We start from the raw sequence: 26,641 nt of genomic DNA, 5'->3' as shown, positions 1-26,641 counted from the left end.
GAGTCCAGGATGCATACCCGCGACGAAATCTTCAATACGCTGCGCGGCGCGCTGGTCGAACTGTTCGAGATCGAACCGGAACGCATCACGCCCGAGGCGAACCTGTACACGGATCTGGAGATCGACAGCATCGACGCCATCGACCTCATCGACCACGTACGCCGCCAGACTGGCCGCAAGCTCGACGCCAATGACTTCCGCACGGTGCGCACCGTCGAAGACGTGGTGCAAGCCATGTGTCAGAAGCAGGATCCCGCCGCATGAAACGCGGCGTGGCGGCAGCCCTGGCCGTGGCCGGCATCGCCTATCCCTTCGCCGTCCATGCGGCGCTGGGACGGGTGAGCGCCGCATGGCTGGCCCTGCCGCTGGCCCTGCTGTGGCTGGCCCGCGGTCTGACCGCGGATGCCGCCCGGCCGGGCGCGCGCCTGCTGCCCGCCGTGGCGGTGGCATTCTGCCTGATCCTGGCCATCTCGAATTCGCAAGCCTGGCTGCGCTGGTATCCGGTGCTGGTCAACGGCATGATGCTGGTGATCTTCGGCGCCAGCCTGCGGCGCGGCCGCCCCGTGATCGAACAATTGGCCCGGCTGCGCCACCCCGACCTGCCGCCCGCGGGCGTGCGCTACACCCGCAACGTCACCCGCGTGTGGTGCGCCTTCTTTGTCCTGAACGGCAGCGTGGCCGCGGCGCTGGCGGCCTGGGGGCCCTGGAGCTGGTGGACCGCCTACAACGGCGCCGTGAGCTATGTGCTCATGGGCTTGCTGATGGCGGGCGAATGGCTGCTGCGCCCCGCGGCCGCCAAGGCGGCGTAAAGCATGGCCTGGACCGATCTCGCGCAGTTGCTGCTGCCCGCCCCGCCCGACCTGGCCGACGCCCTGGTCGCCGATGAGCCGCCCCTGACGCGCGAGGCATTCGCGCGCGCCAGCCTGCAGGCCGCCGGCGCATTGCAGGCGCGGTCGCTGCGGCGCGTCGCGCTCTGGTTCGAAGACGCGGCCCAGATGGCCATCGCGCTATTCGCCTGCTGGCGCGCCGGCGTGGTCGCGATCCTGCCGGGTGACGCCCAGGCGCAGACCTGCGCCACGCTCGACGCCACGGTGGACACCTGGCTGAGCGACGCGGAACTGCCGCTGCCGGCGCAACGGCTATGCCGCCTGGCCGACCTGCAAGACGGCGCGCCGCTGGCGCCCGCCGCGCTGGACCCGGCGCTGACATTGGTGCTGTGCACCTCCGGCTCCAGCGGCACGCCCAAGCATATCGCCAAGCACTGGCGGCAATTGATGGAAGAAGTCCGCGCGCTGCAGCAGCAATGGCCCGATGCGCGCGGTCCCGTGCTGGGCAGCGTATCGGCGCAGCACATGTACGGCCTGCCCTTCAGGGTGCTGTGGCCGTTGTGCGCGGGCCGCCAGCTGGACCGGCCGCAACGTCTCTATCCCGAAGAACTGCAGCAGGCCAGCCTGCGCCATCCGGCCTGCACCTGGATCGCCAGCCCCGCGCTGCTGCGCCGCCTGGGACAACGGCTGGACTGGACCCGGCTGCGCGGCCGGCTGACCCGCATCCACTCCTCCGGCGGCGAACTGCCCGCCGAGGCCTCCGACCATATCGCGCAGCATCTGGGCCTGCGCCCCAGCGAGATCTACGGCAGCTCCGAAACCGGGGCCGTCGCCTGGCGCGAAGGCGGCAGCCCCTGGCGGCCGCTGCCTGGCGTGGCCGTGGACCTCAACGGCGAAGGCGCGCTGCGCGTGCGATCGCCCTGGGTCAACCCGGCCGAGGCGCAGACCGCCGACGGCGCGGAACTCGCCGATGGCGGCTTCCGCCTGCTTGGGCGCCTCGACCGCATCGTGAAGATCGAGGAAAAACGCATTTCCCTGCCCATGCTGGAGCAGGCGCTGACGCGCCATCCCTATGTGGCGGAGGCGCGCCTGGGCGCATTGGCCGGGGCCGCGCGCCTGGCGGCCCTGGTGGCCCTGTCGGCCGGCGGCCTGCATGCCTTGCGCAACCAAGGCCGCAAGGCGGTGGTGGACGCCTTGCGCGCGCACCTGGGCGCAGGCTTCGAATCGCTGGCCATCCCCCGCACCTGGCGCTTCTTTGCGCAACTGCCCGCCAACGCCCAGGGCAAGCTGCCGCGCAGCGTATTCGAGGCGGCAGCCGGCCCCCGGCCGCTCGCGCCCGTAGCGGTGCCGCTGCCGCCCCCGGCGGAGCACGAACGCCGCTACACGCTGGAAGTCCCCTGCGACCTGGCCCATTTCAGCGGCCATTTCCCCACCGCCCCCGTGGTGCCCGGGGTGGTCCAGATCGGCTGGGCCATGTCGCTGGCGCAACGCGACCTCCATCCCGAGTTGCGCTTCGCGGGCATGGAAGCCCTGAAATTCCAGCGGCTGCTGCGCCCGGGCGACGTGGCCGTGCTGGCGCTGAAATGGGACGCCTCGAAGCAGAAGCTGTATTTCGCCTTCACCCTCAACGACGCGCCCTGCTCTTCCGGCCGCATTCTGCAGGCGGGCAGCCATGACTCCGCATAAGCTCTGCGCGCTCATTCCCGTATACAACCACGGCGCCACGGTAGCCGCCGTGCACGCGCAGCTCGCCGCGCAAGGCCTGCCCTGCGTGCTGGTGGACGACGGCTCCGCGCCGGCTTGCGCGGCCACGCTGGATGCGCTGGCGACCCAACCGCACACGCATCTGCTGCGGCGCGCGGCCAACGGCGGCAAGGGCGCGGCGGTGCAGGACGGACTGCGCGCGGCGGCCGCGCTGGGCTATACCCATGCCTTGCAGGTGGACGCCGACGGCCAGCACGCCCTGGCGGATGCGGCCGCCTTCGCGGCAGCCTCCCGCGCCCAGCCCCGCGCCCTCATCTGCGGCGCGCCGGTCTATGGCGACGACGTGCCGCGCAGCCGCCTCTACGGCCGCTGGCTGACGCGCGTGTGGGTCTGGATCAATACGCTTTCGCTCGACATCCCCGACGCCATGTGCGGCTTCCGCGTCTACCCGCTGGCCCCGGTGCTGCCGGTGATCGACGGCGCGCAAGTGGGCCGGCGCATGGACTTCGACATTGCCGTCCTGGTGCGCCTGCATTGGCGCGGCGTCGCGATGGTGTGGCTGCCGACGCGCGTGGCCTATCCGGAAGGCGGCATCTCGCACTTCAAGGGCCTGCGCGACAACCTGCTGATCAGCCGCATGCATGCGCGCCTCTTCTTCGGCATGCTGGCGCGCTCGCCCGCCCTGCTGTGGCGGCGGCTTGCCGGAGGCCCGCAGCCATGAGCGCCGCCGACCAGCATTGGGCCGGCCAGCCCGAACGCGGCAGCGCCGTGCTGATGCGCCTGACCGCCTGGGCGGCACGCACTTTGGGACGCCGCCTGGTCGCGCCCGTGGTCTGGATGGTCGTACTGTATTTCTATGTCTCCGGCGGCCGCGCCCGGCGCTCGATCGCGGCCTACCAGCGCCGGCTGGCGCAATCCGGGGCGCTGGCCGAGCCGCTGCCGCGCCGCATGCCCGTCTATCGCCAGTACCTCGCGTTCGCCAACGCCATCCTGGACAAGCTGGACGTCTGGCAGGGCAAGATCACCATGGCCAACCTGGACATCTCCGATCCCGACGGCCTGCACGCGCAGATGGGCAGGAACCGCGGCCAGATCCTGGTCGGCTCGCACCTGGGCAACATCGAGGTCTGCCGCGCGCTGGCGGAACAAAGCGGCACCTTGCATCTCAACGTGCTGGTCCACGACAAGCACGCGGCCCATTTCAGCCGCCTCCTGCATGACGCCGGCGGCGGGCTGCGCATGATCCAGGTCAGCGAGCTGGATGCTCCCGCCATGCTGGACCTGGCGCAGCGCCTGGACCGCGGCGAATGGCTGGCCATTGCCGGCGACCGCGTGCCGCTGCAAGGCGACCGCTGCACGCCCGTGGATTTCCTGGGCGCCACCGCCCTGCTGCCGCAAGGCCCCTGGCTGCTGGCCGGGCTGCTGCGCTGCCCGGTCAATCTGCTGTTCTGCACGCGCCACGGCGCGCGCTACCGCGTGGCGATGGAACGCCTGTCCGACGGCATCGAATGGACGCGCGCCACGCGCCAGACCCGGATCGCCGAAGTGGCCCAGCGCTATGCCTGCCGGCTTGCCGCGCACTGCCGCCAGGCGCCGCTGCAATGGTTCAACTTTTATCCCTTCTGGAAAGACGATGCGTAAACGGGGCGCCATCGGCGCTGAAGTCGAAATCCGCGTGCCCTTCTTCGACGTCGATTCGCTCCACGTCGTCTGGCACGGCCACTATGTGAAGTACCTGGAACAGGCCCGCTGCGAACTGCTGGACCAGCTGGGACACAACTACGACGCCATGCGCGCCAGCGGCTACGCCTGGCCGGTGATCGACCTGCACCTGCGCTATGCGCAACCCGCGCAGTTCGGCCAGCGCCTCCTGGTGCGCGCCGAACTGGTGGAATGGGAACACCGCCTGAAGATCAACTATCTGATCCTGGACGCCGCCAGCGGCCAGCGCCTGACGCGGGCCACTTCCGAACAGGTGGCGGTCTGCATCCAGACCCGCGAAATGCAGCTGGCCTCGCCCGCTGCGCTGGTCGACGCCGTGATGCGCAAGCTGCAATCGATGGAGACGCCCGCATGAAGCGCTGCCTGGTTTTCGTGGGCCGCCTCTGCGCCCTGCTGGCACTGGCGCTGCTGCCCTTTGCCGCCCGGGCCTTCGACCTGGTCGATCTGCAGCGGCAGTTAAGCGCCACGCCCGTGGTGCGCGGCCACTTCGTGCAGCAGAAGTTCCTGCGCTCGCTGCCGCAGCCGCTGACCAGCCGCGGCGACTTCACGCTAGCGGCGGGCAAGGGCCTGCTATGGCTGCTGCGCACGCCGATCGCGCAGGACTTGCGCATCAACGCCAACGGCATCTTCCGGCGCGACGAAGCCGGCAAATGGCAGGCCCTGCCGCAGCATTCCGGCGCCGGCCGCGAGAACCGGCTGTTCCTGTCGGTGCTGGCGGGGGATACCGCCGGCCTGCGCGAGAATTTCGACCTGACGCTCACCGGCCACGCGGACGCATGGCAGCTGCTGCTGACGCCGCGCTCGGTCCTGCTGCGCCAGATCTTCGACAACATCCAGATCAACGGCGGCGCGCTGGTGGACCGCATCGAACTGCGCGAGACGCAGGGCGACCGCAGCGTGCTGCAGATGACGGATGCGCAAGCCGCACAGGCCCTGAGCGCCGAGGAGCAACGTGCGTTCGCCGATTGAGCGCTGGCTGCCGCGGCTGTTCAAGCTGGGGCTGCTGCTGATTCTTTGCGCCGGCGCCTGGCAAAGCCGCCACGGCTGGCCGGTGTCGGCCAACCTGATGGAACTGGTGCCGCAAGCCGGCGCCGACGCCACGCGCCAACTGGCCGAGGCCCGCATCCAGGAGCCCTTGTCGCGCCAGCTCATCGCGCTGGTCGCCGCGACTTCCGGCGCGGACTCCGCCACGCCCGCGCGCCTGCTGGCGCAGCGTTGGACGGACAGCGGCCTGTACTCCTCCGTGCAGGTGGAACTGCAGGTCGACGTGGCCGCGTTGCGCGCGCAATTGCTGTCGGGCCGCCTGGCCATGCTGCCCGCGACGGACCGGCGCCAGCTTGAGACCGACCCCGCCGCCTACGCCCAGCGCCGCGCGCGCGAACTGTCGGACCCGTTCTCGTCCTCCGGCCTCGTGCCGGTGGACCAGGACTGGCTGGGCCTCACGCGCCGCGCCGAGCAGGCGCTGCGCCCCGGCGGCGCCGTGCAGTACGACATGGGCACGGGCACCCTGCAGGCCGAGCACGGCGGCAGGCGCTGGGCGCTGGTGCGCGCCGAAACCCGCGGCGACGCCTTCGACGCCGCTGCCCCGCAGCAGATCGCCGCTCAACTCGAACTGGACCGCCAGGCCCTGAGCGCGGCCGGCGCCGAACTGCTGGTGGCGGGCGGCCCCTTGTACGCGGCCGCGGGCCGGGCGCAAGCGGTCGCAGAAAGCAGCTGGATCGGCACCGTGGCCACCATCGGCATCGTGCTGGTCCTGCTTTTGGCGCTGCGGCGCGTGCGCGCGCTGCTGGCCTTCGTGCCGGTCGCCGTCGGACTGTTGACGGGCGCGGTGGCCTGCGTGGCCGTGTTCGGCTCCATCCATGTCCTGACCCTGGTGATCGGCGCCAGCCTGATCGGCGTCGCGGTGGATTTCCCCATGCACTGGCTGGGCAAGAGCTACGGCATGGCCGACTGGCAGGCCTGGCCCGCGCTGCGGCGCGTCCTGCCCGGGCTCACCATCAGCCTGGCCGCCAGCCTGGTCGGCTACGTCGCGCTGGCGTTCACCCCGTTTCCGGCGCTGACGCAGACCGCGGTGTTCTCGGCCTCCGGCCTGTTGGGCGCGTACGCCTGCACCGTGTGCCAGTTGCCGGCCTGGATGGACGGTTGGCGGCCCCGCCCCTGGCAGCCGCTGCTGCGCTTTGCCGAGGCCGCGCTGCGCGCGCGCGAACGTGTGGCCGGACGCCGCGCCATGCTCTGGCTGGGCGCACTGGCCTTGCTCGCCGCCACCGCCGGCGGCATCGGCCGGCTGAGCATCCAGGACGATCTGCGGCAGTGGCTGAGCCTGCCCGCGCCCTTGCTGCAGCAGGCCCGGCAGATCGGTGAAATCACGGGCTTCATGCCGACCAGCCAATTCTTCCTGGTGCGCGCGCCCGATGCCGACGAACTGCTGCGCAGGCAGGCGCTGGTGTCGCAGGCTTTGGATACCCTGGTTGCGCGCGGCGATCTCGCTGCCTACAACGCCTTGAGCCAGCTGGTCTCGCCAGCCGCCGGGCAACAGGCGTTGGGCTCGAAGCTGGCCGCGCTGGCCGCGCAACCGGAAGTCTGGAAGCCGGTCACCGACCTCGGCATCCCCTACGACGCCCTGCGCCAAGAGCTGCAGTCCATGGCCACGCTGCCGCCGCAAACGATCGACGACGCGCTGCAAGGTCCGCTGGCGGAACGCTGGCGGCCGCTATGGCTGGGCATGCGCGACGGGCAAGCCGCAGGCATGGTGACATTACTGGGCCTGCGCGACGCGTCCGCGCTGGAGGCCATCGCCCGCGCCGCGCCGGACGTCACGCTGGTGGACCGCAGCGGCGAATTGAACCGCATGTTCGCGGCGACGCGGGTCGAAGCCGCCGAACTCAAACTGTTGTCCTACGTGGTCGCGGCCGCCCTGCTGCTGCTGACCCTGGGACGCGCCGCCGCCTGGCGCATCCTGGCCGTGCCGCTGGCGGCCACCGCATGCAGCCTGGCCGCGCTGGGCTACCTGGGCCAGCCGCTCACCCTGTTCAGCCTGTTCGGCCTGTTGCTGGTTTCCGCCATCGGCGTGGATTACGCCATCTTCATGTACGAGCGGGTCGCGGGCGCGGCCGCCAGCCTGGTCGGCATCCTGCTGGGCGCCGCCACCACCTTGCTGTCCTTCGGCCTGCTCGCCATCAGCCGGACCCCCGCCATCGCCAATTTCGGATTGGCCGTGGCCCTGGGCGTGGCCTTCTCGCTGCTGTGGGCGCCCTGGATCAACCCGCCGCGCGAGACCGCGCCGCATCCTGCTTTCAATAACTAAATGGACATATCCGGCATGGAACATCGGGAAGTTGTAGTCATCGGTGCGGGCCCCGCGGGCGCGGTCGCCGCCGCCCTGTTGAAACGGCAAGGACATGATGTCCTGATGCTGGAACGCCAGCAGTTCCCGCGCTTTTCCATCGGCGAAAGCCTGCTGGCCCATTGCCTGGAATTCGTGGAAGAAGCAGGCATGCTGCCGGCGGTGCAAGCCGCCGGCTTCCAGGTCAAGAACGGCGCCGCCTTCGCCTGCGGCGACCGCTATACCCACTTCGATTTCCGCGACAAGTTCAGCGCTGGTCCCGGCACCACGTTCCAGGTGCAGCGCGCGCACTTCGACCAGGTGCTGGCGGATGATGCCGCCCGCCAGGGCGTGGAGGTGCGCTACCTGCAAGAGGTGACGGCGGCGGACTTCGGCGGCGACGGCCCCTTGCTGGACGTGCGCCGCGCCGACGGCACGCGCTACCAGGTGAAGAGCCGGTTCGTGCTCGATGCCAGCGGCTACGGCCGCGTGCTGGCGCGGCTGCTGGACCTGGAGCGCCCTTCGTCGATGCCGCCGCGCAAGGCCATCTTTACCCATATCGAAGACCGCATCGACGATCCCGGCTTCGACCGCGAGAAGATCCTGATCAGCGTGCACCCGGAAGAACGCGGCATCTGGTACTGGCTGATCCCCTTCTCCAACGGCCGCTGCTCGTTCGGCGTCGTCGGCGGCGAAAACCTCTTCGGCGGCCCCGGCCAGGACCTGATGGCCACGCTGCGCGAAATGGCCGACGCCGCGCCCAACCTCAAGCGCGTCTTGAAGAACGCTGTCTGGGATACGCCCGCCAATACCATCGGCGGCTATTCGGCCAGCGTGCGGCAACTGCACGGCCCCGGCTATGCGCTGCTGGGCAACGCGGCAGAATTTCTGGACCCGGTCTTTTCCTCCGGCGTCACCATCGCCCTGCGTTCATCCAAGCTGGCGGCCGACGCGCTGCATCGCCAACTGAGCGGCGACCAGGTCGACTGGCAGGCCGACTTCGCCGATCCGCTGATGGTGGGCGTGGAGACCTTCCGCGCCTATGTCCAGGGCTGGTACAGCGGCGAATTCCAGGACGTGGTCTTCTACGAGAACGCGCAGCCCGAGATCCGCCGCATGATCAGTTCCATCCTGGCCGGCTACGCCTGGGACCAGAACAACCCCTTCGTCGCCAACCCGCAACGCCGCCTGCGCATGCTGAGCGAGCTTTGCCGCGGCGCCGAGCCGCAGCCGCTGCCCGCCTGATCCTGGCCATGACCGCCGCCCGCACCTCTTTCTTCTCCGCCGCGCGCACCCTGGGCGCGGCGCTGGCGCTCGCCCTGCTGGCGGGCTGCGCGGGCGCGCCGCCCGTGCCGGCGCGCGAGGCGGGCTTCCCGCTGCCGCGGCAGCTGCACGTGGTGCAGTCCGCCGCCGGCCAACCCGCCCTGGACACCATGCTGGTGGTGCAGCGCGAAGGCGCCGCCTTGCGCTGGTCGCTGTTCGACCCCATGGGCGTGCCCCAGGCGCGGCAGATGCTGGAACACGGGCAATGGCGCAATGACGGCTTCCTGCGGCCCAACGCCCAGGCGCGCGATCTGTTCGCCGCCCTGATCTTCGCGTGGACGCCCGAAGCGGAGCTGGACGCGGCCTACGGCGCCGGCCACTGGCGCGCCAGCCGGCAGGACGGCGGCGCGTCCCAACGCGAGCTGCTGGAAGGCGGCCGCCCGCGCTGGAGCGTGCGCTGGCCGCAAGCCGCGCAAGCCGGCACATTCACCATCACCACCGCCGACAGGGTCACCTGGCGGATCTCGCCCTTGAAGGAGCAGCCATGAACAGCTGGTTGGGTACGCCCGGCGTGGTGTGCGCGCTGGGCGCCGGCATCGACGCCGTGGCCCGCGCCGCATTCGCCGGCGACACTTCGGGCATGCGCCCGCAATCGGACTGGGTTCATGGCCGCACGCTGATGCTGGGCGGCCATGCAGGCGCGCTGCCGCCCATCCCCGAGACGCTGCCCGCCCATCATCGCAGCCGCAACAATCAATTGCTGCTGGCCGCCGCGCTCCAGATCGAACCGCAATTGCGCGCCGCCGTGGCCCGCCATGGCGCCGCCCGTGTCGCCGTCGTGCTGGGCACCAGCACCTCCGGCGTCAATGACAACGCGCCCGCTTTCCGCCAACTGGCGGCGCAGGGCGCGTGGCCGGACAGCTATGACTACCGCCGCCAAGCCCTGTCGTCGCCCGCCGCCTTCTTCGCGGATTGGCTGGGCCTCACCGGACCAACCTACACGCTGTCCACGGCCTGCACCTCCAGCACCCGCGCCCTGCTGTCAGCGCGCCGGCTACTGGCCTCGGGCCTGTGCGACGCGGTGGTCTGCGGCGGCGCCGATACCTTGTGCCGCCTGACCATCAACGGCTTCGCCACGCTGGAAGCCATCGACGACACGTTGTGCCTGCCGTTCTCTGCCAACCGCCGCGGCATCAATATCGGCGAAGCCGGCGTCCTGTTCCTGATGGAGCGCGAACCCGCCGACGAGCGGTCCGTGGCGCTGCTGGGCGGCGGCGCCAGCTCCGACGCCTGGCACATGTCCGCACCCGAGCCCAGCGGCGCCGGCGCGCGGGCAGCCATGCAGGCCGCCCTGCAATCCGCCGGCGTGGACGCGGGCCACATAGGCTGGGTCAATCTGCACGGGACCGGCACCACGCACAACGACGCCATGGAAAGCCAGGCCATGCATGCCGTCTTTCCGCAGGGCGTGCCCTGCGCCTCGACCAAGGCGCTCACCGGCCACGCGCTGGGCGCGGCCGGCGCGCTGGAAGCGGCATTGGCCTGGGCCACCCTGTCCGCCGGCAATGCCGGCGGCCTGCTGATGCCCCACGTCTGGGACGGCCAGGCCGATCCGGCGCTGCCGGCGCTGGATTTCAGCACCGCGCAACACCGCTACGCGCAAGGCCGGCCGCGCCTGGCCATGAGCAATTCCTTCGCCTTCGGCGGCAACAACGCCAGCCTGGTCCTGGGAGCGCAGCCATGACGTCCTGGCCCGTCTCCAGCCTGCTGCCGCACGCCGGCGACATGATCCTGATCGACGAGGTCTGCAGCCATGACGCCGACAGCCTCACCGCGCACGCCGTAATCAAACCCGGCCCCTACTCGCTGCCCGACGGCTCGCTGCCGCCATGGCTCGGCATAGAGCTGATGGCGCAAGCCGTGGGCGCCTGGGCCGGCTGCCAGGCGCGCCAGGCCGGAGAGCCCGTCAAACTGGGCTTTCTGCTCGGCACGCGGCGCTACGAATGCCATGCCGACGCGCTGCCCGCCGGCGCCCGCCTGACCATCCACGCGCGCCGCGGGCTGGTCGACGCCAGCGGCATGAGCGTCTTCGAATGCGAACTGCGCGACAACGCGCGCCTGCTGGCCGAGGCCAGGCTGAACGTCTATCAGCCCAAGGACCCCACCGCTTTTATCCAGGAAGAATCACCCGAATGAGCGCTGCCCCCATCCTCGTAACCGGCTCGAGCCGCGGCATCGGCCGCGCCATCGCGCTGGCCCTGGCCGACGCCGGCCACGACCTGGTGCTGCACTGCCGCCAGCAACTCGACCAGGCGCACGCCGTACAGGCCGAAGTCCAGGCGCGCGGACGCCAGGCGCGCGTGCTGCAATTCGACGTGGCCGACCGCCAGCAATGCGCTGCCGCGCTGCAGGCCGACATCGACGCGCACGGCGCCTATTACGGCGTGGTGCTGAACGCCGGCCTGACCCGCGACGGCGCGTTTCCCGCCCTGACCGGCGATGACTGGGACCAGGTGCTGCGCACCAACCTGGACGGCTTCTACAACGTGCTCAGCCCGCTCGCCATGCCCATGATCCGCCGCCGCGCACCAGGCCGCGTGGTCTGCATGGCGTCCGTGTCCGGCCTGGTGGGCAACCGCGGCCAGGTCAACTACAGCGCGTCCAAGGCCGGGCTGATCGGCGCCGCCAAGGCCCTGGCGGTGGAACTGGCCAAGCGCCAGATCACCGTCAACTGCGTGGCGCCGGGGCTGATCGACACCGACATGATCGACGAGCACGTGCCGGTCGAGGAAATCCTGAAGGCCGTGCCGGCGCAGCGCATGGGGCGCCCCGAGGAAGTGGCCGCTGCCGTCGTGTTCCTGATGTCTCCTGGCGCCGCCTACATCACGCGCCAGGTCATCGCCGTCAACGGAGGGCTGTGCTGATGAAGCGCGTCGTCATCACCGGCATGGCCGGCATCAGCGCGCTCGGCAACGACTGGGCCAGCGTGCAGCAGGCGTTCCAGGCGGGCCGCAGCGCGATCCGCGTCATGCCCGACTGGTCGCGCTACGCCGAACTCAATACCCGCCTGGCGGGCCCCATCGACGGCTTCCGGACGCCCGCGCACTGGACCCGCAAGCAGCTGCGCAGCATGGGCCGGGTTTCCCAGCTGGCGGTGCGGGCGGCCGAGCTGGCGCTGGATGACGCGGCGCTGCTGGGCGATCCGCGCATCGCCGACGGCCGCATGGGCGTGGCCTGCGGCTCCTCGGTGGGCAGCACGGCGGAAATCCGCGCCTTCGGCAACATGCTGCTCAATGGGGTGACGGACGACCTGAACGCCAACTCCTATGTCCGCATGATGCCCCACACCACCGCGGCCAACGTCGGCATCTTCTTCGAACTGAAGGGCCGCATCATTCCGACGTCCAGCGCCTGCACCTCGGGCAGCCAGGGCATAGGCTATGCCTACGAGGCCATCCGCTACGGCCGCCAGGAGCTGATGCTGGCGGGCGGCGCGGAAGAACTCTGCGCCAGCGAAGCCCTGGTGTTCGACGCGCTTTATGCGACCAGCCAGAAGAACGACACGCCCGAGCTCACGCCCCGCCCCTACGACCGCGACCGCGACGGCCTGGTGATCGGCGAAGGCGGCGGCATGCTGGTGCTGGAATCACTGGACCATGCGCTGGCGCGCGGCGCGCGCATCCACGCGGAAATCGTCGGCTTCGGCAGCAACTCGGACGGCACCCACATCACGCGGCCCGAGGCCAGCACCATGCGCATCGCCATGGAAATGGCGCTGGCCGACGCCAATCTGCCGCCGCAAGCCATCGGCTACGTCAACGGCCACGGCACCGCCACGGAACAGGGCGACATCGCCGAAACCCAGGCCACCCACGGCCTGTTCGGCAGCCGCATGCCGATCAGCTCGCAAAAGAGCTATCTGGGCCACACCCTGGGCGCCTGCGGCGTGCTGGAGTCCTGGTTCAGCATCGAAATGCTCAATCGCGACTGGTATGCGCCCACGCTCAACCTGCGCAACGTCGACCCGCGCTGCGGCGAACTCGACTACCTGACCGAAGGCCGCGGCATGAGCAACGAATATGTCATGAACAACAACTTCGCCTTCGGCGGCATCAACACGTCGTTGATTTTCCGCCGCTGGCGCTGATGTCCGCATCAGCCGCATTTTCCCCTCATATGAATGGAATGCCTGCCATGAACGTCTCTTACAAGCTGTCCGCCGCCCTGTTCCTGTCGTTCGCCTGCGCCGCACCGGCCCTCGCCGCGGACCGTACCGTCCATCTGCCGATGCAAGCCGCGGTCGAAGCCGCCCAGGCCGCCGGCAAGATCGACGGCAGCGTCAAGTTCTACCTGGCCGGCACCGGCCCCAAGGGCACGGTGCTGGAAGCGGGCGTCATCACCAACCGCAAGACCAACGCCTTCGCCAAGAAGGACGAGGACGCCTGCCTGTGGGTGGCCCAATCCGCCATCATCGCGCTGCACGAAGCGGCCAAGAAGGCCGGCGCGAACGCGGTGACCAATATCGTCAGTTACTACCGCAAGAACGAATACAGCAGCAAGACCGACTACGAATGCCATGCCGGCGCCATGGTGGCCGGCGTCGCCCTGCGCGGCGACCTGGCCAAGGTGAAGTAAGGGGCGGCACGGCCACTGCCAGATCGCCGGCCGCCGGTTTACACTGCTTGTTTGACGCAACACCACAAAGGTTTACCCCATGAGCACTGCTACGCTCAAGACCCGCCTCTCCGATGCCGTCAAGGACGCGATGCGCGCCAAGGCCGCCGAACGCCTGACCACGCTGCGCTTCCTGCTGGCGGCCGTCAAGCAGAAGGAAGTGGACGAACGCCGCGACCTGAACGACGCCGAGATCACGGCCATCATCGAAAAGCAGGTCAAGCAGCGCCGCGAGTCCATCGCCGCGTTCGAACAGGCCGGCCGCACCGAAACCGCCGAACAGGAAAAGGCCGAACTGCTCGTGCTGCAGGAGTTCCTGCCGCAAGCCGCGACGCCCGAGGAAGTCGCGGCCGCCATCGACGCCGCGCTGGCCGAAGTGGCCGCCCAAGGCGTGAGCGGCGCGCCCGCCATGGGCAAGGTCATGGCGCTGCTGAAGCAGGCCCTGGCCGGCCGCGCCGACATGACCGCGCTGTCCCAGCAAGTGAAGGCCCGCCTGGCCTGACTCCCGGCCGGACCTGACTCCCGGCCAGATCTGACTCCCGGCTGGGCCTGACTCCCGGCTGGGCCTGACTCCCGGCTGGGCCTGACTCCCGGCCGGACCTGACTCCCGGCCGGGCCTGAATCCCCGCCGGGCTCGCGCTCAGCCCTACCGCCGGACGCTCGCCAGCCGGCCGCCCCGCCTGCCCCTCAGAACGCGCCCCCGAACAGATCGGGCTGGCGCGTTTGCTCCTGCGGGTCGGCGAAGTTGCTCATCCCCACTCCCGCCAGCCGGTACAGTGTTTCCGGCGGCAGATCCACACGCTCGCACAGCAGCCGGGCGACGGCGGCCAGCTCCGTCGCCGATCCGGGCGGACTCGGGCTGGTCTGGCTGCGCGTCAGGATGCGGAAACGGTCCGTCTTCAGCTTGAGCACCACGGTGCGGCCCAAGGCGCCCTTCTTCAGCGCCTGATCCCACACGCGTTCCGCCATGCGGTCGATGGCCTCGCCCACCGCGTCCAGGCGGATGTCCTGCGAAAACGTGGTCTCCGAAGAGACCTGCTGCAAGGGCTGGTCGGTCTGCACCTCGCGCTCATCGATGCCGCGCGCGAGTTCGTACAGGCGCCGGCCGTAGCGGCCGAAATAGTGCTCCAGTTCCTGGGCGCTGTGCGTGGCCAGGTCGCCCACCGTTTGGATGCCCAGCTGCTCCAGGCGCGCCTGCGTCACCTTGCCCACGCCCGGCACCTTGCGCACCGGCAAGGGCTCCAGGAAGGCCAGCACCTTGGCGGGCCGGACCACGAACAGCCCATCGGGCTTGTTCCAGTCGGACGCGATCTTGGCCAGGAATTTGTTGGGCGCGACGCCGGCCGAGGCCGTCAGTCCGGTTTCCTCGCGGATCTGGTGCCGGATGACCTGGGCGACCTCGGTGGCCGAAGGCAGCCCCAACTTGTTGACCGTGACGTCGAGGTAGGCCTCGTCCAGCGACAAGGGTTCGATCAGGTCGGTATGGCGGGCGAATATCTGCCTGACCTGGCGCGAGACATCCCGATAGCGGTTGAAATCAGGCGGCACGTAGATCGCATGCGGGCACAGGCGCTCGGCCCGGGCCGCGGACATGGCCGAATGGATGCCGAAACGCCGCGCCTCATAGGACGCGGCGCACACCACCGAGCGCGGCCCGGTCCAGGCCACGACCACGGGCTTGCCGCGCAGGTCCGGGTTATCGCGCTGTTCCACGGAAGCGTAGAACGCGTCCATGTCCACGTGCACGATCTTGCGTAATTCATTCATGGTGCTGCTGCCCCCATGAGCCATTCATCGCCTGAAGCCCCGTGGCAAAAACATATATTATGACCGGCGACAACCGACTTCCCATTCTCGCCTGCAACGGTCCATGACTGCACCCTCCAGCACCCAAACCGACTACTTCGGCCTGACCATTCCCTTCATGCATTTCGTCGGCCTGGTGCCCGAGAGCATCGCGCCGGCCTACGCCCGCACCTCGCTGCCCTGGCGCGCCGACCTGACCAACAGCCGCGGCGACGTGCATGGCGGCACGTTGATGAGCGTGCTGGACTTCACCCTCAGCGCCGCCGCGCGCGGCTCGGCCGACGGCACGGAAGGCATGGCCACCATCGATATGAACACCTCGTTCCTGTCGCCCGGCACGGGCGACCTGGTGATCGAGGCGCGCTGCCTGCGCCGCGGCGCCTCGATCGCTTTCTGCGAAGGCGAGGTCCGGCGCGCCGACGGCGAATTGGTGGCGCGCGCCACCGCCACGTTCAAGATCATCCGCCGCCGTCCTGGCGGCGACTGAGCGCGCTGGCGGCGGCAAGCCGCCGGCGCCTGCGCGTCAGTTGGGCAGGTCGCGCGAGGGCTTGACCGGCGGACGCGGGTCCAGCGGCATATAGCTGCTGCACGACACCAGGCTGTAATAGACCGCGTCCTGCATCGCGCGCATCGCGGCCGCGTCCCAGGTGCCCTTGCCCCACACCACGATGCGCACATCGGTGGTCTTGGGGCCGGCCGCCTTCAATTCGACCCGCGTCATTTCATTGTCGCTGTAGGGCGCCAGCACCTGCACCACGCCGGACTGCGCGCTTTCGTTCAGGGTGTCCACCACGCGGTAGGCGTTGTCGGTGCTGCGCAGGCAGGCATTGGCCTGCCGGATCGCCGCGTCGTAGGCATCCTTGAAGCTCACCGGGGCCTTGAATTCGCTGTGCGGCGACGAACCGCCGGACGAAATGCCCATCGAGCAGCCTGCCAGGCCCAGGGCCAACGCCGAAGCCGCGACCAGTTTCCAGTACATGTGTATCTCCAGATCAGTGCCCGCGATTATCCCGCATATCCGCCGCGCGCGATAAACGCCGCCCCCGTTCACATGATCCCGATGCGGTACTCCAGGTTCTTGACCAGGGTCCGCAGGCGCGGACCCAGGGTTTCATGGACGTGTTTTTCGTCCAGGTTGTCGGACGGAATCGTCACGTTGAAGGCCAGCGGCAGGTCATTGGATCGATAGCGCATGGGCGTGGCGATGCCGCACAGCTCGGCCCGCCAATCCTTGCTGACCACGCAGAAACCGTGCTGATCGATGGCCTCGAACGCCGGCTGCAATGACGGCCCGAAACGCTCCCAGTCCTCCGGAAATTCCTCGGCCAGGCGGGCGCAGATGAGCTCGCGCTCTTGCGGCGTCTGCGCGTAGAGCAGCGCGCGCCCGGTGGCGGTGCGCAGCAAGGGGCGCGCCGAACCGATGTCCGGGCGCGAGGCGTTCGACGCGCCGTCGTGCACCGTTTCCACGTAGACCACCTGCAGGCGGTCGCGGATGGCCATGGACACCGGCCCCTTGGCATAGCGCGCCAGTTCGATCATGTCGTGCGCGGCCAGCTGCCGCAGCGTCAGGTGCACCAGCAAGGGATAGCCCAGCGTCAGCACGGCCGGACCCAGCGAGTACTTGCCGGTGCGTTCGTCGCGCCGCAGATAGCCCAGGCCCACCAGCGTGAACGTCAGCCTGGACACCGTCGGGCGCGTCAGCCCGAGCATTTCGGCGATTTCCTTGTTGCCCAGCTGCGGCTCGGCCGCGGAAAAGCACTTGAGCACGTCCAGGCCGTTGGAGAGCGTAGAGGCAAATCGCGGGTGCGCTTCCAGCGAGGCGCGGGATTCGAGTTCGTAGTTGAGCGGGGTTTTGGAATGCATGGCGGCCTAGGGTTCCGGAGCATTGACAGTATATCGCCAGCCGAAATACAAACATTCCGTTCACTATAAACACTTGAATTCCATTTATTGAAATTGAAAGGCCAGTTGATGACGAATCCCCGCTTTTCCCGCCAGCCCTTGGGCGCCCGCCTGTTCAGCTTTGCCGTGGTGGCCGACACGCATGTCAACGAATCCGAAGACACCTGCGCATCGCCCTTTGCCACCAACGCCCGGGCCAATGCCCGCGCGCGGCACGTCTTCGCCGACATTGCCGCCCTTGATCCCGCCCCCGCCTTCACGATCCACCTGGGCGACATCGTCCATCCTGTGCCGAGCATGCCCTCGTTCGAGGAGGCCGCCGACCGCTTCAAGGCCATCGCCGGGCAAATCGACATGCCCCTGCACCTGGTCCCCGGCAACCATGACGTCGGCGACAAGCGCATCGACTGGATGCCGGCCGACATCGTCTGCGACGACTACCTGGACAAGTACCGCCAGGTGTTCGGGCCGGACTATTACGCGGTGGACCATGGCGGCGCGCGCTTCCTGTTCCTGAACTCGCTGCTGTTCAACTCCGGACTGGCGGCGGATGCCGCGCAACGCGCCTGGATCGATGAGCAATTGGCAGGCGCCAGCGGCCGCGTGTTCGTGTCGCTGCACTACCCGCCCTATCTGCACGATGCGGACGAGCGCGGCTCCTACGACAACATCGACGAACCCGGCCGCGGCTGGCTGCTGTCGCGCCTGGCCGATCCGCGCGTGGAGGCCGTTTTCGCCGGCCACGTCCACAACTTCTGGTATGACGTCATCGGCCGCGCGGAGATCTACATGCTGCCGTCGACCGCCTTCCTGCGGCATGACTTCTCGGAGTTCTACCGCGTACCGCCGGCGGACGAATTCGGCCGCGGCGACGTCGAGAAATTCGGCTATTTCATCGTTGACGTGCACGAGCAGGGTCATGTGGCCAAGCTGATCCGCACGCATGGCGCCATGCGCGGCGAAGCCGATGGCGGCAAGGCGGCGGCGCGCACCCTGCCCACGGTCCACACCAAGACCGCCGCCTGCGACGGCATCGCCGTCGAGATGCGGCACCCCTGGGCCGAAATCGTCGAGATCCCCTGCACCGGCGGCGTCCAGGAATTCGGCCGCAAGCTGGCGCGCAACGACTATCCCCTGATGTCCATGTGGGAAATGGGGCTACGCACCCTCAAGATTCCCGTGCAGGACCTGCGCGACGACAAGACGCTGCGCCGCGCCCGCCTCATGTCCGACGTCGGCCACCGCTTCGTGCTGACCTCGCTGGGCCTGCCGGACGCCAAATTGCTGCAACAGGCGCGCCAGCACGGCGTGGCCATCGCGGCCATCGAGATCAACCTCAACGCCCAGGCGCTGGTGGACGCGGGCGCGGCCTTGCAGCGCCTGCGCGAACACACCGACGCCCGCCTGCTCTATTGCAAGATCAGGACCGGCGCTGACGACGAGCACTTCGACGGCAAGCACTACAGCCATTTCGTCAACACGGGACTGCGCGCCTCCGAACTGGAGACGGCCCAGACCGCGCTGTTGCCGCACTTCGCGCAGAAGAACCTGGACGGTTTCACCGTGCGCCTGGACTGGGGCGCCGACCTCATTGCCACGCATCAGCAACTGGCCAGCCAGGCGCGGGACTGGGGCGCGACCGTGAACGTGGGCGTCAAGCTGGCCGACCGCCTGGCGGCGGCGAACGACGACGACACCGCCATCGCCGCGCTGGTGGCCGAAGCCTTCCTGGCGGCCCGGACCACCGACACGGTCAGCTACTCCTTCGACACCTTCATGGACGTGGACCGGGGCTACTTTCCGCGCAACGGCCTGATCGACCGCCGCTACGACCCGCGGCCGGCCGGACTGGCGCTGGCGGCATTGAACGCGGTCTTCGCAGGCCAAGCCGCGGGCGACGGATCGGTTGAACGGATCGACGGCGAGGCCGGCCTGCGCCTGTGCCGCTACCAGTCCGGCGGGCAGACCTATGAACTGGCCTACGGCTGCGGCCCGGCGCTGCAACGCCAGGTCGAGGCCGGCGCATTCACGCGCGTCGTCGATCTGACGGCCCAACGCGTGCTGCAAGCAGGGGACGATTGGACCGGGTACGCGCGCCTGCCTCTGCCCGACCAGGCGTTGCTGCTGATCCAGCGCAACTGAACTCACGCAACTGCACAGGAGCCACTCCATGTTTCGATACGCAATCAAACTCGCGGGCTTGCTGGCCGCCACCTGCCTGCCGCTGTTCGCCCAGGCCCAGCCCTACCCCGACAAGCCGGTGCGCCTGATCGTCGCCTACACGCCGGGAGGCGCCACCGACGTGATCGCCCGCATCCTCGCGGCCAAGCTGAGCGCGAGCTGGGGACAGCAAGTCATCGTGGAGAACAAGTCCGGCGCCAGCGGCATGATAGGCGCCGAACAGGTGGCGCGCGCCACGCCCGACGGCTACACCCTGCTGCTGGCCTACACGCCCGAGGTCTCGATCAACAAGCTGGTCTATAAGCAGATGCGCTACGACCCCTTGAAGGACCTGCAGCCCATCGCCCTGGTCGCGGATGCGCCGCTGGTACTGGTCAGCGGCCCCAAGCTGCCCGCCACCACCTACGCCGACCTGAAGCGCCAGGGCGCGCAGGCGCCGCTGGTCTATGGTTCGCCCGGCATGGGCGGCCAGCAGCACCTGGCGGGCGAACTGCTGCGGGTGCGCTCGGGCATGAACCTGACTCATGTGCCCTATCGCGGCACGGCCCTGGCCGTGGCCGATCTGGTGGGCGGCCAGATCGACATCTTCTTCGCCACGGCGCCCGCCATCATCGGCCAGATCGGCGCCGGCAAGCTGCACCCGCTGTTCATCGCCGGCCCCCGGCGCCAGGACGTCCTGCCCTCGACGCCGACGGCCAAGGAGGTGGGCCTGGACGACTTCGACATTTCCAACTGGTTCGGCCTGTTCGGCCCCGCCGGCATGCCGCCGGCCCTGGTGGACCGCATCTCCAAGGACACGGCCCAGGCATTGCAGTCCGCCGACGTGAAGGAAAAGCTGCAAGGCCAGGGACTGGCCATTGCCTACAAGCCGCCCCAGGAATTCAAGGCCTACATCGGCGCCGAAATGGCCAAGTACGGCGCCATCGTCAAGGCGACCGGCCTGGAGCCGCAGTAGGCGTAGACCTCACCCGGCGCGGGCCCGAGGGCGGTTCGACACCGCCCGCGCCGCTATGGCATTATCGGCGGACCACCTGGCGGCCGGCCCCAAACGCCGGCCGCGGCAACCTCGGAGGTCTCCCTTGTTCTCATTCCTCAAGCGCACCGTCCTGGCCGCCGGCATCATCGGCGCATCGCTGGGCGCCAGCGCCGCGCAGCCGCCGCGCGCCTATCCCCTCAAGGATTTCTTCCGCAACCCCGAACGGGGCTTCTTCCGCCTGGCCGACGACGGCCGGACGCTGGGCTTCATGCAGCCCACCAGCGTGGACGGCAAGCCCGCCCGCATGAACATCTACGTGCAGCCGCTGCAAGGCAGCACGCCGGTGGGAGACCCCCGCCAGCTCACCAGCGAAACCGCGCGCGACATCAGCAACTTCTTCTGGAAAGGCGCCGACGTGGTGCTCTACCAAAAGGACTTCGGCGGCGACGAGAATTTCCACGTGCTGGCCGTCAATGCCAAGACGGGCAAGATCACCGACCTGACCCCTTATGAAGGCGTGCGAGCCGGCATCGAAGACGATCTGGAAGACGACTCCGATCACGTCCTCATCAGCCACAACCAGCGCAACCCCGAAGTCTTCGACGTCTACCGCGTCAACGTGCACACCGGCGCGGCCGTATTGGTTGCGCAGAACCCCGGCAACATCGTCGGCTGGCAGACCGACCACGCAGGCAAGGTGCGCGCCGCCGTCGCCAGCGACGGCCTGAACACCACCCTGCTCTACCGCGACGACGAATCGTCCGAGTTCCGTCCGCTCATCAGCACCGACTACCGCACCAGCGTGAGCCCGGCCTTCTTCACTTTCGACGACAAGAAGTTCTACGCCTTGTCCAACCGCGGACGCGACAAGCTGTCGCTGGTGGTGATCGACCCGGCCAAGCCCGAGGCCGAGGAAGAGATCTTCACGCCCGACACGGTCGACCTGGATTCCGCCGGGTACTCGCGCAAGCGCCGTGTGCTGACGGTGGCCGCCTACCAGACCGACAAGCCGCAATACAAATTCTTCGACGAGCAGAGCGAGACACTCTTCAAGAAGCTGTCGGCCAAGCTCACGGGCTACGACTTCGCCATCCAGGGTTCCAACCGCGACGAGGACAAGTTCATCGTCGCCGCCTACAACGACCGCACGCCGGGCTCGCGCTACATCTACGACGCGGCCGCCGACACGCTGACCAAGCTGGCCGACATCAACCCGGCCATTCCCGAGGCGGACATGTCGCGCGTGCAGCCCATCAGCTACCAGACCCGCGACGGTCTGACCGTCCACGGCTACCTGACGCTACCCGCCGGCCGCGATCCGAAGAACTTGCCTTGCATCGTGAACCCGCACGGCGGCCCCTGGGCGCGCGACGGCTGGGGCTACAACCCCGAAGTGCAGTTCCTGGCCAACCGCGGCTTCTGCGTGCTGCAGATGAACTTCCGCGGCTCGACCGGCTATGGCCGCGCCTTCTGGGAAGCCAGCTTCGGCCAATGGGGCCTGAAGATGCAGGACGACATCACCGACGGCGTGCAGTGGCTGATCGGCCAAGGCATCGCCGACCCCAAGCGCATCGGCATCTATGGCGCCAGCTACGGCGGTTATGCCACCCTGGCCGGGGTAGCGTTCACGCCCGACCTGTACGCCGCCGCCGTGGATTACGTGGGGGTGTCCAACCTGTTCACGTTCATGAAGTCCATTCCGCCGTACTGGAAGCCCATGCTGGACAAGATGCAGGACATGGTGGGCGACCCGGAACGCGACCGCGAACGTTTGGCCGCTACCTCGCCCGCGCTGCATGCGGACAAGATCAAGACGCCGCTGTTCGTGGCCCAGGGCGCCAAGGATCCGCGCGTGAACAAGGACGAGAGCGACCAGATGGTCAAGGCGCTGCGCGCGCGCGGCGTCGAAGTCGAATACATGGTCAAGGACAACGAGGGCCACGGCTTTCACAACGACGAGAACAAGTTCGAGTTCTACGAAGCCATGGAGAAGTTCCTGAAGGAACATCTCAAGCCCTGACCTCCTCCTCCAGCGCCGCCGGGCCGCGCTCCTGCGCGCGGCCCGCGGGGCGGCCGATCCAGGCCATCTCCACGCGGTCGCGCCCATGTTCCTTGGCGCGGTACAACGCGTCGTCGGCGCGGGCCAGGATGCCGTCCGCGCTGTCTCCCGACTGATACGAAGCCAGCCCGCCGCTGGTGGTCATGCGCACTTCCCGGCCTTGCAGGTGAAAAGGCGTGTCGCGCAGGGCATCGCAGACGCGCTGGGCCTGCACCAGCGCGCGGGCCGGATCACAGTCGTACATCAGCAGCACGAATTCCTCGCCGCCCAGCCTGCCGAAGCGATCGCTGCCGCGCACCGCCCGCTGCACCACCTGTGAAAAATGGCGCAGCGCCGCGTCGCCCGCGGCATGGCCGTAGCGGTCGTTGATGGATTTGAAGTGGTCGATGTCCAGCACCAGCACCGCCAGCTTGCCGCCGGCGCGCTTGCAGCGCTGCAGCTCGCGCTCCAGTTCGTCCAGGATGCTGCGGCGCGAGTACGCGCGCGTCAGGCCGTCGAAGGTCAGCGCGGCCTCCATGCGCTCGGACAGGCTGGTCTGGATCAGCAGCAGCAGCGCCAGGAACAGGCCGGGCACGGTCACCGCTCCGCACACGATGAAGAACAACCCCCAGGGCGTCGGGTCGAGCAGCGATGAGGGGGCCTGCCCGCCGATGCTGTAGACCACCACGCGCAAGGCGTGCAGCGCGGCCAGGCCGAAGCTCGCCAGCATCAGGTACAACATCACCCCGCGCGTCTGGATCCGCTTGCGCTGGCGGAAGAACACCAGGCCCGTCGCCACCATGGCGGCGAAGGTATAGGCGGAAAACAGCAGCATGCGCGCGCGCAAGTCATCCACCACGTACAGCAGCAGCGCGAACGCAACAATGCAGAGCCCGCCCAGGACAGCCGTGCGCCGCACCAGCGGCCGCAGGCCGAAGAACTGGCGCACGCCCACGTAGACCAGGCTGACCGCGCAAACCCAGGCCGCGTTCGACGCCATCACATAGACGCCGGGCGGCAGGATCTGCGAGGCCGCATAGGCGAGCAGCGACAGCACCGCCAAGGCGTTGCCAGTGGTGAACGCGCGGATGCCGCCCACGTCGCGGGCGCGCAACGGCGCCAGCAATGGCAATGCCAGAGCCGTGGCCAAGCCCCACATCAGAAAGAAGAGAGAAGTCGTCATGGTGTTTGCCGGCACACGCCCCGCAGGCGTGCGCCGTCGCTCGTCATTGCTGTTGCACTGGGTTCACACATCTGGCGGCGTTACATCCCACCACTCCAGACGCTTTTTGTTACCCGCGCGGCGACAGACCGGCACTATCTGGCGCCCGTCCGTCGCCGCACGCCGTTTCGCCCTGAACCTCTACCGCCCGCGCCAAGACGATTGCGCGGCAAGCGACGAAGAATACGCCAAGGCGAGGCCTGCGCAACCTTCCTTTGCACTAATTGACAGTTACCTGACAGTTAACACACTTATAATTTCGATCATTGACGGTGCCGTGTAGAGCGCCGCAATCACGCCCTACGGGCGTGGCGCGTACTAGCCATGCACTCCCATAGCGCGAGTGCGAAGGTCCCCGCAGCGGGCGCCGCGCAGTCCTAACCAAAAAGTGTTCCTTCCCCGTGCCGCCGGCGCCTTTGTGCTGCGCGTCGCCTCGGCTCGCGCCGACAAAAGGCACGCGCTCGGCCGGCCGGATCAGGAACGCCCCGAGTAGCAACTGCGGAAGTAAAACAGATGCAAAACAGAGGATCGACACCTCCGGGTGCCGTTGGACCACGACTGAGCCTGCTGGCGGCTTGCGCCTTGCTGGCTCCCGCCCTGGCCCTGGCCGCCCCCGGCAACGACTATGACGCGCTGATCGCGCGGGCGCGAGCCGGCGACTACGAGCCCGCCCTGGCCATGCTGCGCCAGCAAGGCCCGGCCGGCGGCAGCCGCGCCATCCATGACCACATCATCATTGCGGGGTGGGCCGGCAAGCCCGCCGAGGCCGTCGCCGCCTACGAGCAGTTGCCGCAAGGCGCGGCGCTGCCCGCCGAGATCCAGCTGGCCGTGGCGCGCGCCTACCGCGACCTGCAGCGCTGGCCCGAGGCCCTGGCCGCCTATCAGGCGGGCGCGCGCCGCCATCCCGGGCAATCCGCCTTTCGCGCCGGCGAAATCATGACCCTGGCCGACGCCGGCCGCTACTCCGAGGCGCGCGCCGCAGCCGCGCAGTGGCTCAAGCGGCATCCCCGCGATGTCGATGCCCGGCTGGCCTTGAGCTATGTCCATGCGCGCCAGGGCGAGCCCTACGAAGCGCTGCACCAGGCCGACCTGGCCCTGGCCGCAGCGCCCAACACCCCTTACGTGTTGCGCGAGTACATCCATGCCTTGCAGCGTGCCCGCATGGCGGATGTAGCGCTGGAATTGGCGCGGCGCCATCAGGACCTGTTCGACGCCAGCCAGATGCGCGGCTTCGAGGCCGACGCGCTGGCCCAGCAGGTACGGCTGGCGGCCATGCCCACGCGCTCGGAAGCCGAGCGCTTCGTGCTGGCCGACCGCGCCCTGGCCCGCTACGACGAACTGATTCCAGCCTGGCAGCAGCAGGACGACGCCCGCGCCGACGCGCTGCGCGCTCGTATCGACCGCCTGCACGCCTTGCACGTCCGCGTGCGCATGGCCGATCTGGTCCGCGAATACGAAGCCCTGCTGGCCGAGGGCGCCACGGTGCCGCGCTACGCCTTGAACGACGTGGCCTCGGCCTACCTGTACTTGCGCCAGCCCGAACGCGCCCGCGACATCTATCGCCAGGTCGCGGCCGACGACGCCCTGCGCGGCGACGATGCCGAACAGCGGCTGGCGACCGAAACCGGCCTCTACTACTCGCTGGCCGAAGGCGAGCAGTTCAACGAGACCGGCGCCGTCACCGATGGCGTCGAATCGGGCTATGCCCCCTGGCTGTACTACAAGGGCCAGGCTACCCGCATGCCCAACGACCTGAACCTGGAAAGCCGGCAAACCCTGGCCTCGGCGCGCCTGCAGGCCAACGACACCGTCGCCGCCCAGCAGCGCCTCGAAGAGATGGTCGAGAACGCCCCGAACAACTCGGGCCTGCGCAGCGACCTGGCCACGGTCTACCGCGCCCGCTCACTGCCCCGCGCCTCGGAAACCGAGCTGAAAATGGCCGAAACCCTGGCGCCGCGCAGCCTGGGCGTGGAGAACGGCCAGGGCTTCACCGCCCTGGACCTGCAAGAATGGCGCCAGGCCGAAGCGCTGTCGCAAGACACCATCACCCGCTCGCCCGAGAACCTGACCAGCCGCCGCCTGGCGCGCGAGTGGGAAGTGCACAACAAGGCCGAGCTGCGCATCAACGGCTACCGCGGCCTGGCCTCGGACAGCCCGGTCACCGGCAGCGGCGACTTCGGCATCGACGCGGTGCTGTACTCCTCTCCGCTGGACTACAACTGGCGGGTCTTCGGCGGCGGCGGCTACGCCTCCGGCGACTTCGAGGAAGGCCGCGGCAACTACCGATGGCTGCGCACCGGCGTGGAATGGCGCGGCCGCGACCTCACCGTCGAAGGCGAAGTCTCCACCCATGACTACGGCCACGGCGTGAAGCCGGGTGTGCGCCTGTCGGCCGCCTACGACCTGGACGACCACTGGCAGGTGGGCGGCTCGGGCGAAATCATGTCGCGCGAAACCCCGCTGCGCGCGCTCACCAGCGGCATCACGTCCAACAGCCTGTCGGCCTTCGTGCGCTGGCGCGCCGACGAGCGCCGCGAGTGGACGCTGGCGCTGTCGCCCTCGCACTTCAGCGACGGCAACAACCGCTGGGCGCTGGGCCTGGCCGGGCGCGAACGCGTCTATACCGCGCCGCGCCTGTGGGCGGACCTGGAGTTCGAGGCCTCCACGCAACGCAACAGCCACGACAGCAACGTGCCCTATTTCAATCCGCGCTCGGACCTGATGCTGCTGCCCGGCGTGCGCCTGACCCACACCCTGTACCGCCGCTACGAGACCGCCTGGGAGCAGATCGGCACCCTGGGCGCGGGCACCTACACCCAGCAAGGCTACGGCACCGGCGGCGTCATCGCGCTGGGCTACGGCCAGCGCTACCGCGCCAACGACGTCCTCGACATGGGCGCCATGATCACCGGCACCAGCCGCCCGTACGACGGCGAACGCGAGCGCGAACTGCGCATCGTGTTCGACCTGACGTACCGCTTCTGAACCCGGAACCGAGTAACGC

Annotated in this window: 25 protein-coding genes; 21 read left to right on the top strand and 4 right to left on the bottom strand. The window is 69.0% G+C overall.

All coding sequences use genetic code 11. From position 1 onward, the window contains the following. Positions 1-9 precede the first annotated feature (9 nt). The 16 genes from IPU70_RS25660 to IPU70_RS25585 all read left to right on the top strand — a co-directional run bounded on the left by IPU70_RS25660 (position 10) and on the right by IPU70_RS25585 (position 14,014). Positions 10-264 carry an acyl carrier protein gene (locus IPU70_RS25660; protein ID WP_013392999.1) on the top strand — a complete coding sequence of 85 codons (255 nt, stop codon included), beginning with the start codon at positions 10-12 and terminating at the stop codon, positions 262-264. Beyond that, complete coding sequence (locus IPU70_RS25655) at positions 261-809, top strand: hypothetical protein (RefSeq protein WP_207471754.1); 549 nt, start codon at positions 261-263, stop codon at positions 807-809. The genes IPU70_RS25660 and IPU70_RS25655 overlap by 4 nt, the downstream gene beginning before the upstream one ends. A gap of 3 nt (positions 810-812) precedes the next feature. Further along, positions 813-2,513 carry an AMP-binding protein gene (locus IPU70_RS25650; RefSeq protein WP_207471752.1) on the top strand — a complete coding sequence of 567 codons (1,701 nt, stop codon included), beginning with the start codon at positions 813-815 and terminating at the stop codon, positions 2,511-2,513. Further along, positions 2,500-3,252, top strand: a complete 753-nt coding sequence (locus IPU70_RS25645; RefSeq protein ID WP_207471750.1) for a glycosyltransferase family 2 protein — start codon at positions 2,500-2,502, stop codon at positions 3,250-3,252. The genes IPU70_RS25650 and IPU70_RS25645 overlap by 14 nt, the downstream gene beginning before the upstream one ends. Continuing rightward, a complete protein-coding gene (locus IPU70_RS25640; protein WP_207471748.1) occupies positions 3,249-4,172 on the top strand; it encodes a glycosyl transferase in 924 nt (307 codons plus the stop codon). Before IPU70_RS25645 ends, IPU70_RS25640 begins: the two co-directional genes overlap by 4 nt. Next, a complete protein-coding gene (locus IPU70_RS25635; RefSeq protein ID WP_207471747.1) occupies positions 4,165-4,608 on the top strand; it encodes a thioesterase family protein in 444 nt (147 codons plus the stop codon). Before IPU70_RS25640 ends, IPU70_RS25635 begins: the two co-directional genes overlap by 8 nt. Beyond that, positions 4,605-5,222 carry an outer membrane lipoprotein carrier protein LolA gene (locus IPU70_RS25630; protein ID WP_207471745.1) on the top strand — a complete coding sequence of 206 codons (618 nt, stop codon included), beginning with the start codon at positions 4,605-4,607 and terminating at the stop codon, positions 5,220-5,222. The genes IPU70_RS25635 and IPU70_RS25630 overlap by 4 nt, the downstream gene beginning before the upstream one ends. Then, positions 5,206-7,557 (top strand): hypothetical protein, encoded by a 2,352-nt coding sequence (locus tag IPU70_RS25625; RefSeq protein ID WP_207471743.1) that lies wholly within the window; start codon positions 5,206-5,208, stop codon positions 7,555-7,557. Before IPU70_RS25630 ends, IPU70_RS25625 begins: the two co-directional genes overlap by 17 nt. A 15-nt stretch (positions 7,558-7,572) precedes the next feature. Next, positions 7,573-8,820 carry an NAD(P)/FAD-dependent oxidoreductase gene (locus IPU70_RS25620; RefSeq protein WP_207471741.1) on the top strand — a complete coding sequence of 416 codons (1,248 nt, stop codon included), beginning with the start codon at positions 7,573-7,575 and terminating at the stop codon, positions 8,818-8,820. 8 nt (positions 8,821-8,828) lie between these two features. Beyond that, on the top strand, positions 8,829-9,386 hold the full coding sequence (locus IPU70_RS25615; protein ID WP_207471739.1) for a DUF3261 domain-containing protein: 558 nt from the start codon (positions 8,829-8,831) through the stop codon (positions 9,384-9,386). Next, positions 9,383-10,582 (top strand): beta-ketoacyl-ACP synthase, encoded by a 1,200-nt coding sequence (locus IPU70_RS25610; protein ID WP_207471737.1) that lies wholly within the window; start codon positions 9,383-9,385, stop codon positions 10,580-10,582. Before IPU70_RS25615 ends, IPU70_RS25610 begins: the two co-directional genes overlap by 4 nt. Then, on the top strand, positions 10,579-11,034 hold the full coding sequence (locus IPU70_RS25605) for a hotdog family protein (protein WP_013392988.1): 456 nt from the start codon (positions 10,579-10,581) through the stop codon (positions 11,032-11,034). The genes IPU70_RS25610 and IPU70_RS25605 overlap by 4 nt, the downstream gene beginning before the upstream one ends. Then, entirely contained in the window at positions 11,031-11,762 is a 732-nt protein-coding gene (gene fabG, locus IPU70_RS25600) for a 3-oxoacyl-ACP reductase FabG (protein ID WP_207471736.1), read from the top strand. The genes IPU70_RS25605 and fabG overlap by 4 nt, the downstream gene beginning before the upstream one ends. After that, a complete protein-coding gene (locus tag IPU70_RS25595) occupies positions 11,762-12,985 on the top strand; it encodes a beta-ketoacyl-ACP synthase (protein ID WP_207471734.1) in 1,224 nt (407 codons plus the stop codon). Before fabG ends, IPU70_RS25595 begins: the two co-directional genes overlap by 1 nt. Positions 12,986-13,032: 47 nt before the next feature. Further along, the gene (locus IPU70_RS25590) at positions 13,033-13,473 is read left to right on the top strand and encodes an excinuclease (protein WP_207471732.1); all 441 of its coding nucleotides are present in this window, start codon (positions 13,033-13,035) and stop codon (positions 13,471-13,473) included. Positions 13,474-13,552: 79 nt separating this feature from the next. Continuing rightward, positions 13,553-14,014, top strand: a complete 462-nt coding sequence (locus IPU70_RS25585) for a GatB/YqeY domain-containing protein (protein WP_207471730.1) — start codon at positions 13,553-13,555, stop codon at positions 14,012-14,014. Between the two features lie 185 nt (positions 14,015-14,199). On the opposite strand, the gene dinB is transcribed toward IPU70_RS25585, so the two are convergent. After that, entirely contained in the window at positions 14,200-15,279 is a 1,080-nt protein-coding gene (gene dinB / locus IPU70_RS25580; RefSeq protein ID WP_207471728.1) for a DNA polymerase IV, read from the bottom strand. A gap of 103 nt (positions 15,280-15,382) precedes the next feature. Between dinB and IPU70_RS25575 the strand changes: the two genes are divergently transcribed. Continuing rightward, positions 15,383-15,805, top strand: coding sequence for a PaaI family thioesterase (locus tag IPU70_RS25575; protein ID WP_207471720.1), 423 nt, complete (start codon positions 15,383-15,385; stop codon positions 15,803-15,805). A gap of 36 nt (positions 15,806-15,841) precedes the next feature. Here IPU70_RS25575 and IPU70_RS25570 read toward each other — a convergent pair whose 3' ends face one another. Beyond that, positions 15,842-16,297 (bottom strand): BPTD_2524 family lipoprotein, encoded by a 456-nt coding sequence (locus IPU70_RS25570; RefSeq protein WP_207471718.1) that lies wholly within the window; start codon positions 16,295-16,297, stop codon positions 15,842-15,844. Between the two features lie 68 nt (positions 16,298-16,365). Beyond that, the gene (locus IPU70_RS25565; protein WP_207471716.1) at positions 16,366-17,181 is read right to left on the bottom strand and encodes an IclR family transcriptional regulator; all 816 of its coding nucleotides are present in this window, start codon (positions 17,179-17,181) and stop codon (positions 16,366-16,368) included. 108 nt (positions 17,182-17,289) lie between these two features. Here IPU70_RS25565 and IPU70_RS25560 point away from each other — a divergent pair, with 108 nt between their 5' ends. The 3 genes from IPU70_RS25560 (at position 17,290) to IPU70_RS25550 (ending at position 22,397) form a co-directional block, all read left to right on the top strand. Then, positions 17,290-19,362, top strand: coding sequence for a metallophosphoesterase (locus IPU70_RS25560; RefSeq protein WP_207471715.1), 2,073 nt, complete (start codon positions 17,290-17,292; stop codon positions 19,360-19,362). 28 nt (positions 19,363-19,390) lie between these two features. Further along, positions 19,391-20,356, top strand: coding sequence for a tripartite tricarboxylate transporter substrate binding protein (locus IPU70_RS25555; RefSeq protein WP_207471713.1), 966 nt, complete (start codon positions 19,391-19,393; stop codon positions 20,354-20,356). 124 nt (positions 20,357-20,480) lie between these two features. Then, on the top strand, positions 20,481-22,397 hold the full coding sequence (locus IPU70_RS25550; protein WP_207471712.1) for a S9 family peptidase: 1,917 nt from the start codon (positions 20,481-20,483) through the stop codon (positions 22,395-22,397). On the opposite strand, the gene IPU70_RS25545 is transcribed toward IPU70_RS25550, so the two are convergent. Then, the gene (locus IPU70_RS25545) at positions 22,387-23,598 is read right to left on the bottom strand and encodes a GGDEF domain-containing protein (protein WP_207471710.1); all 1,212 of its coding nucleotides are present in this window, start codon (positions 23,596-23,598) and stop codon (positions 22,387-22,389) included. The genes IPU70_RS25550 and IPU70_RS25545 overlap by 11 nt on opposite strands. Positions 23,599-24,150: 552 nt before the next feature. Here IPU70_RS25545 and pgaA point away from each other — a divergent pair. After that, positions 24,151-26,622 carry a poly-beta-1,6 N-acetyl-D-glucosamine export porin PgaA gene (gene pgaA, locus IPU70_RS25540; protein WP_207471709.1) on the top strand — a complete coding sequence of 824 codons (2,472 nt, stop codon included), beginning with the start codon at positions 24,151-24,153 and terminating at the stop codon, positions 26,620-26,622. Positions 26,623-26,641: the final 19 nt, after the last annotated feature.

The sequence above is a fragment of the Achromobacter sp. SD115 genome (genome assembly GCF_017355315.1).
GTDB lineage: Bacteria > Pseudomonadota > Gammaproteobacteria > Burkholderiales > Burkholderiaceae_B > Achromobacter > Achromobacter xylosoxidans_B.
The sequence above is the reverse complement of the archived record's forward strand: the minus strand, read 5'-3'. Positions and strand labels throughout refer to the sequence as shown.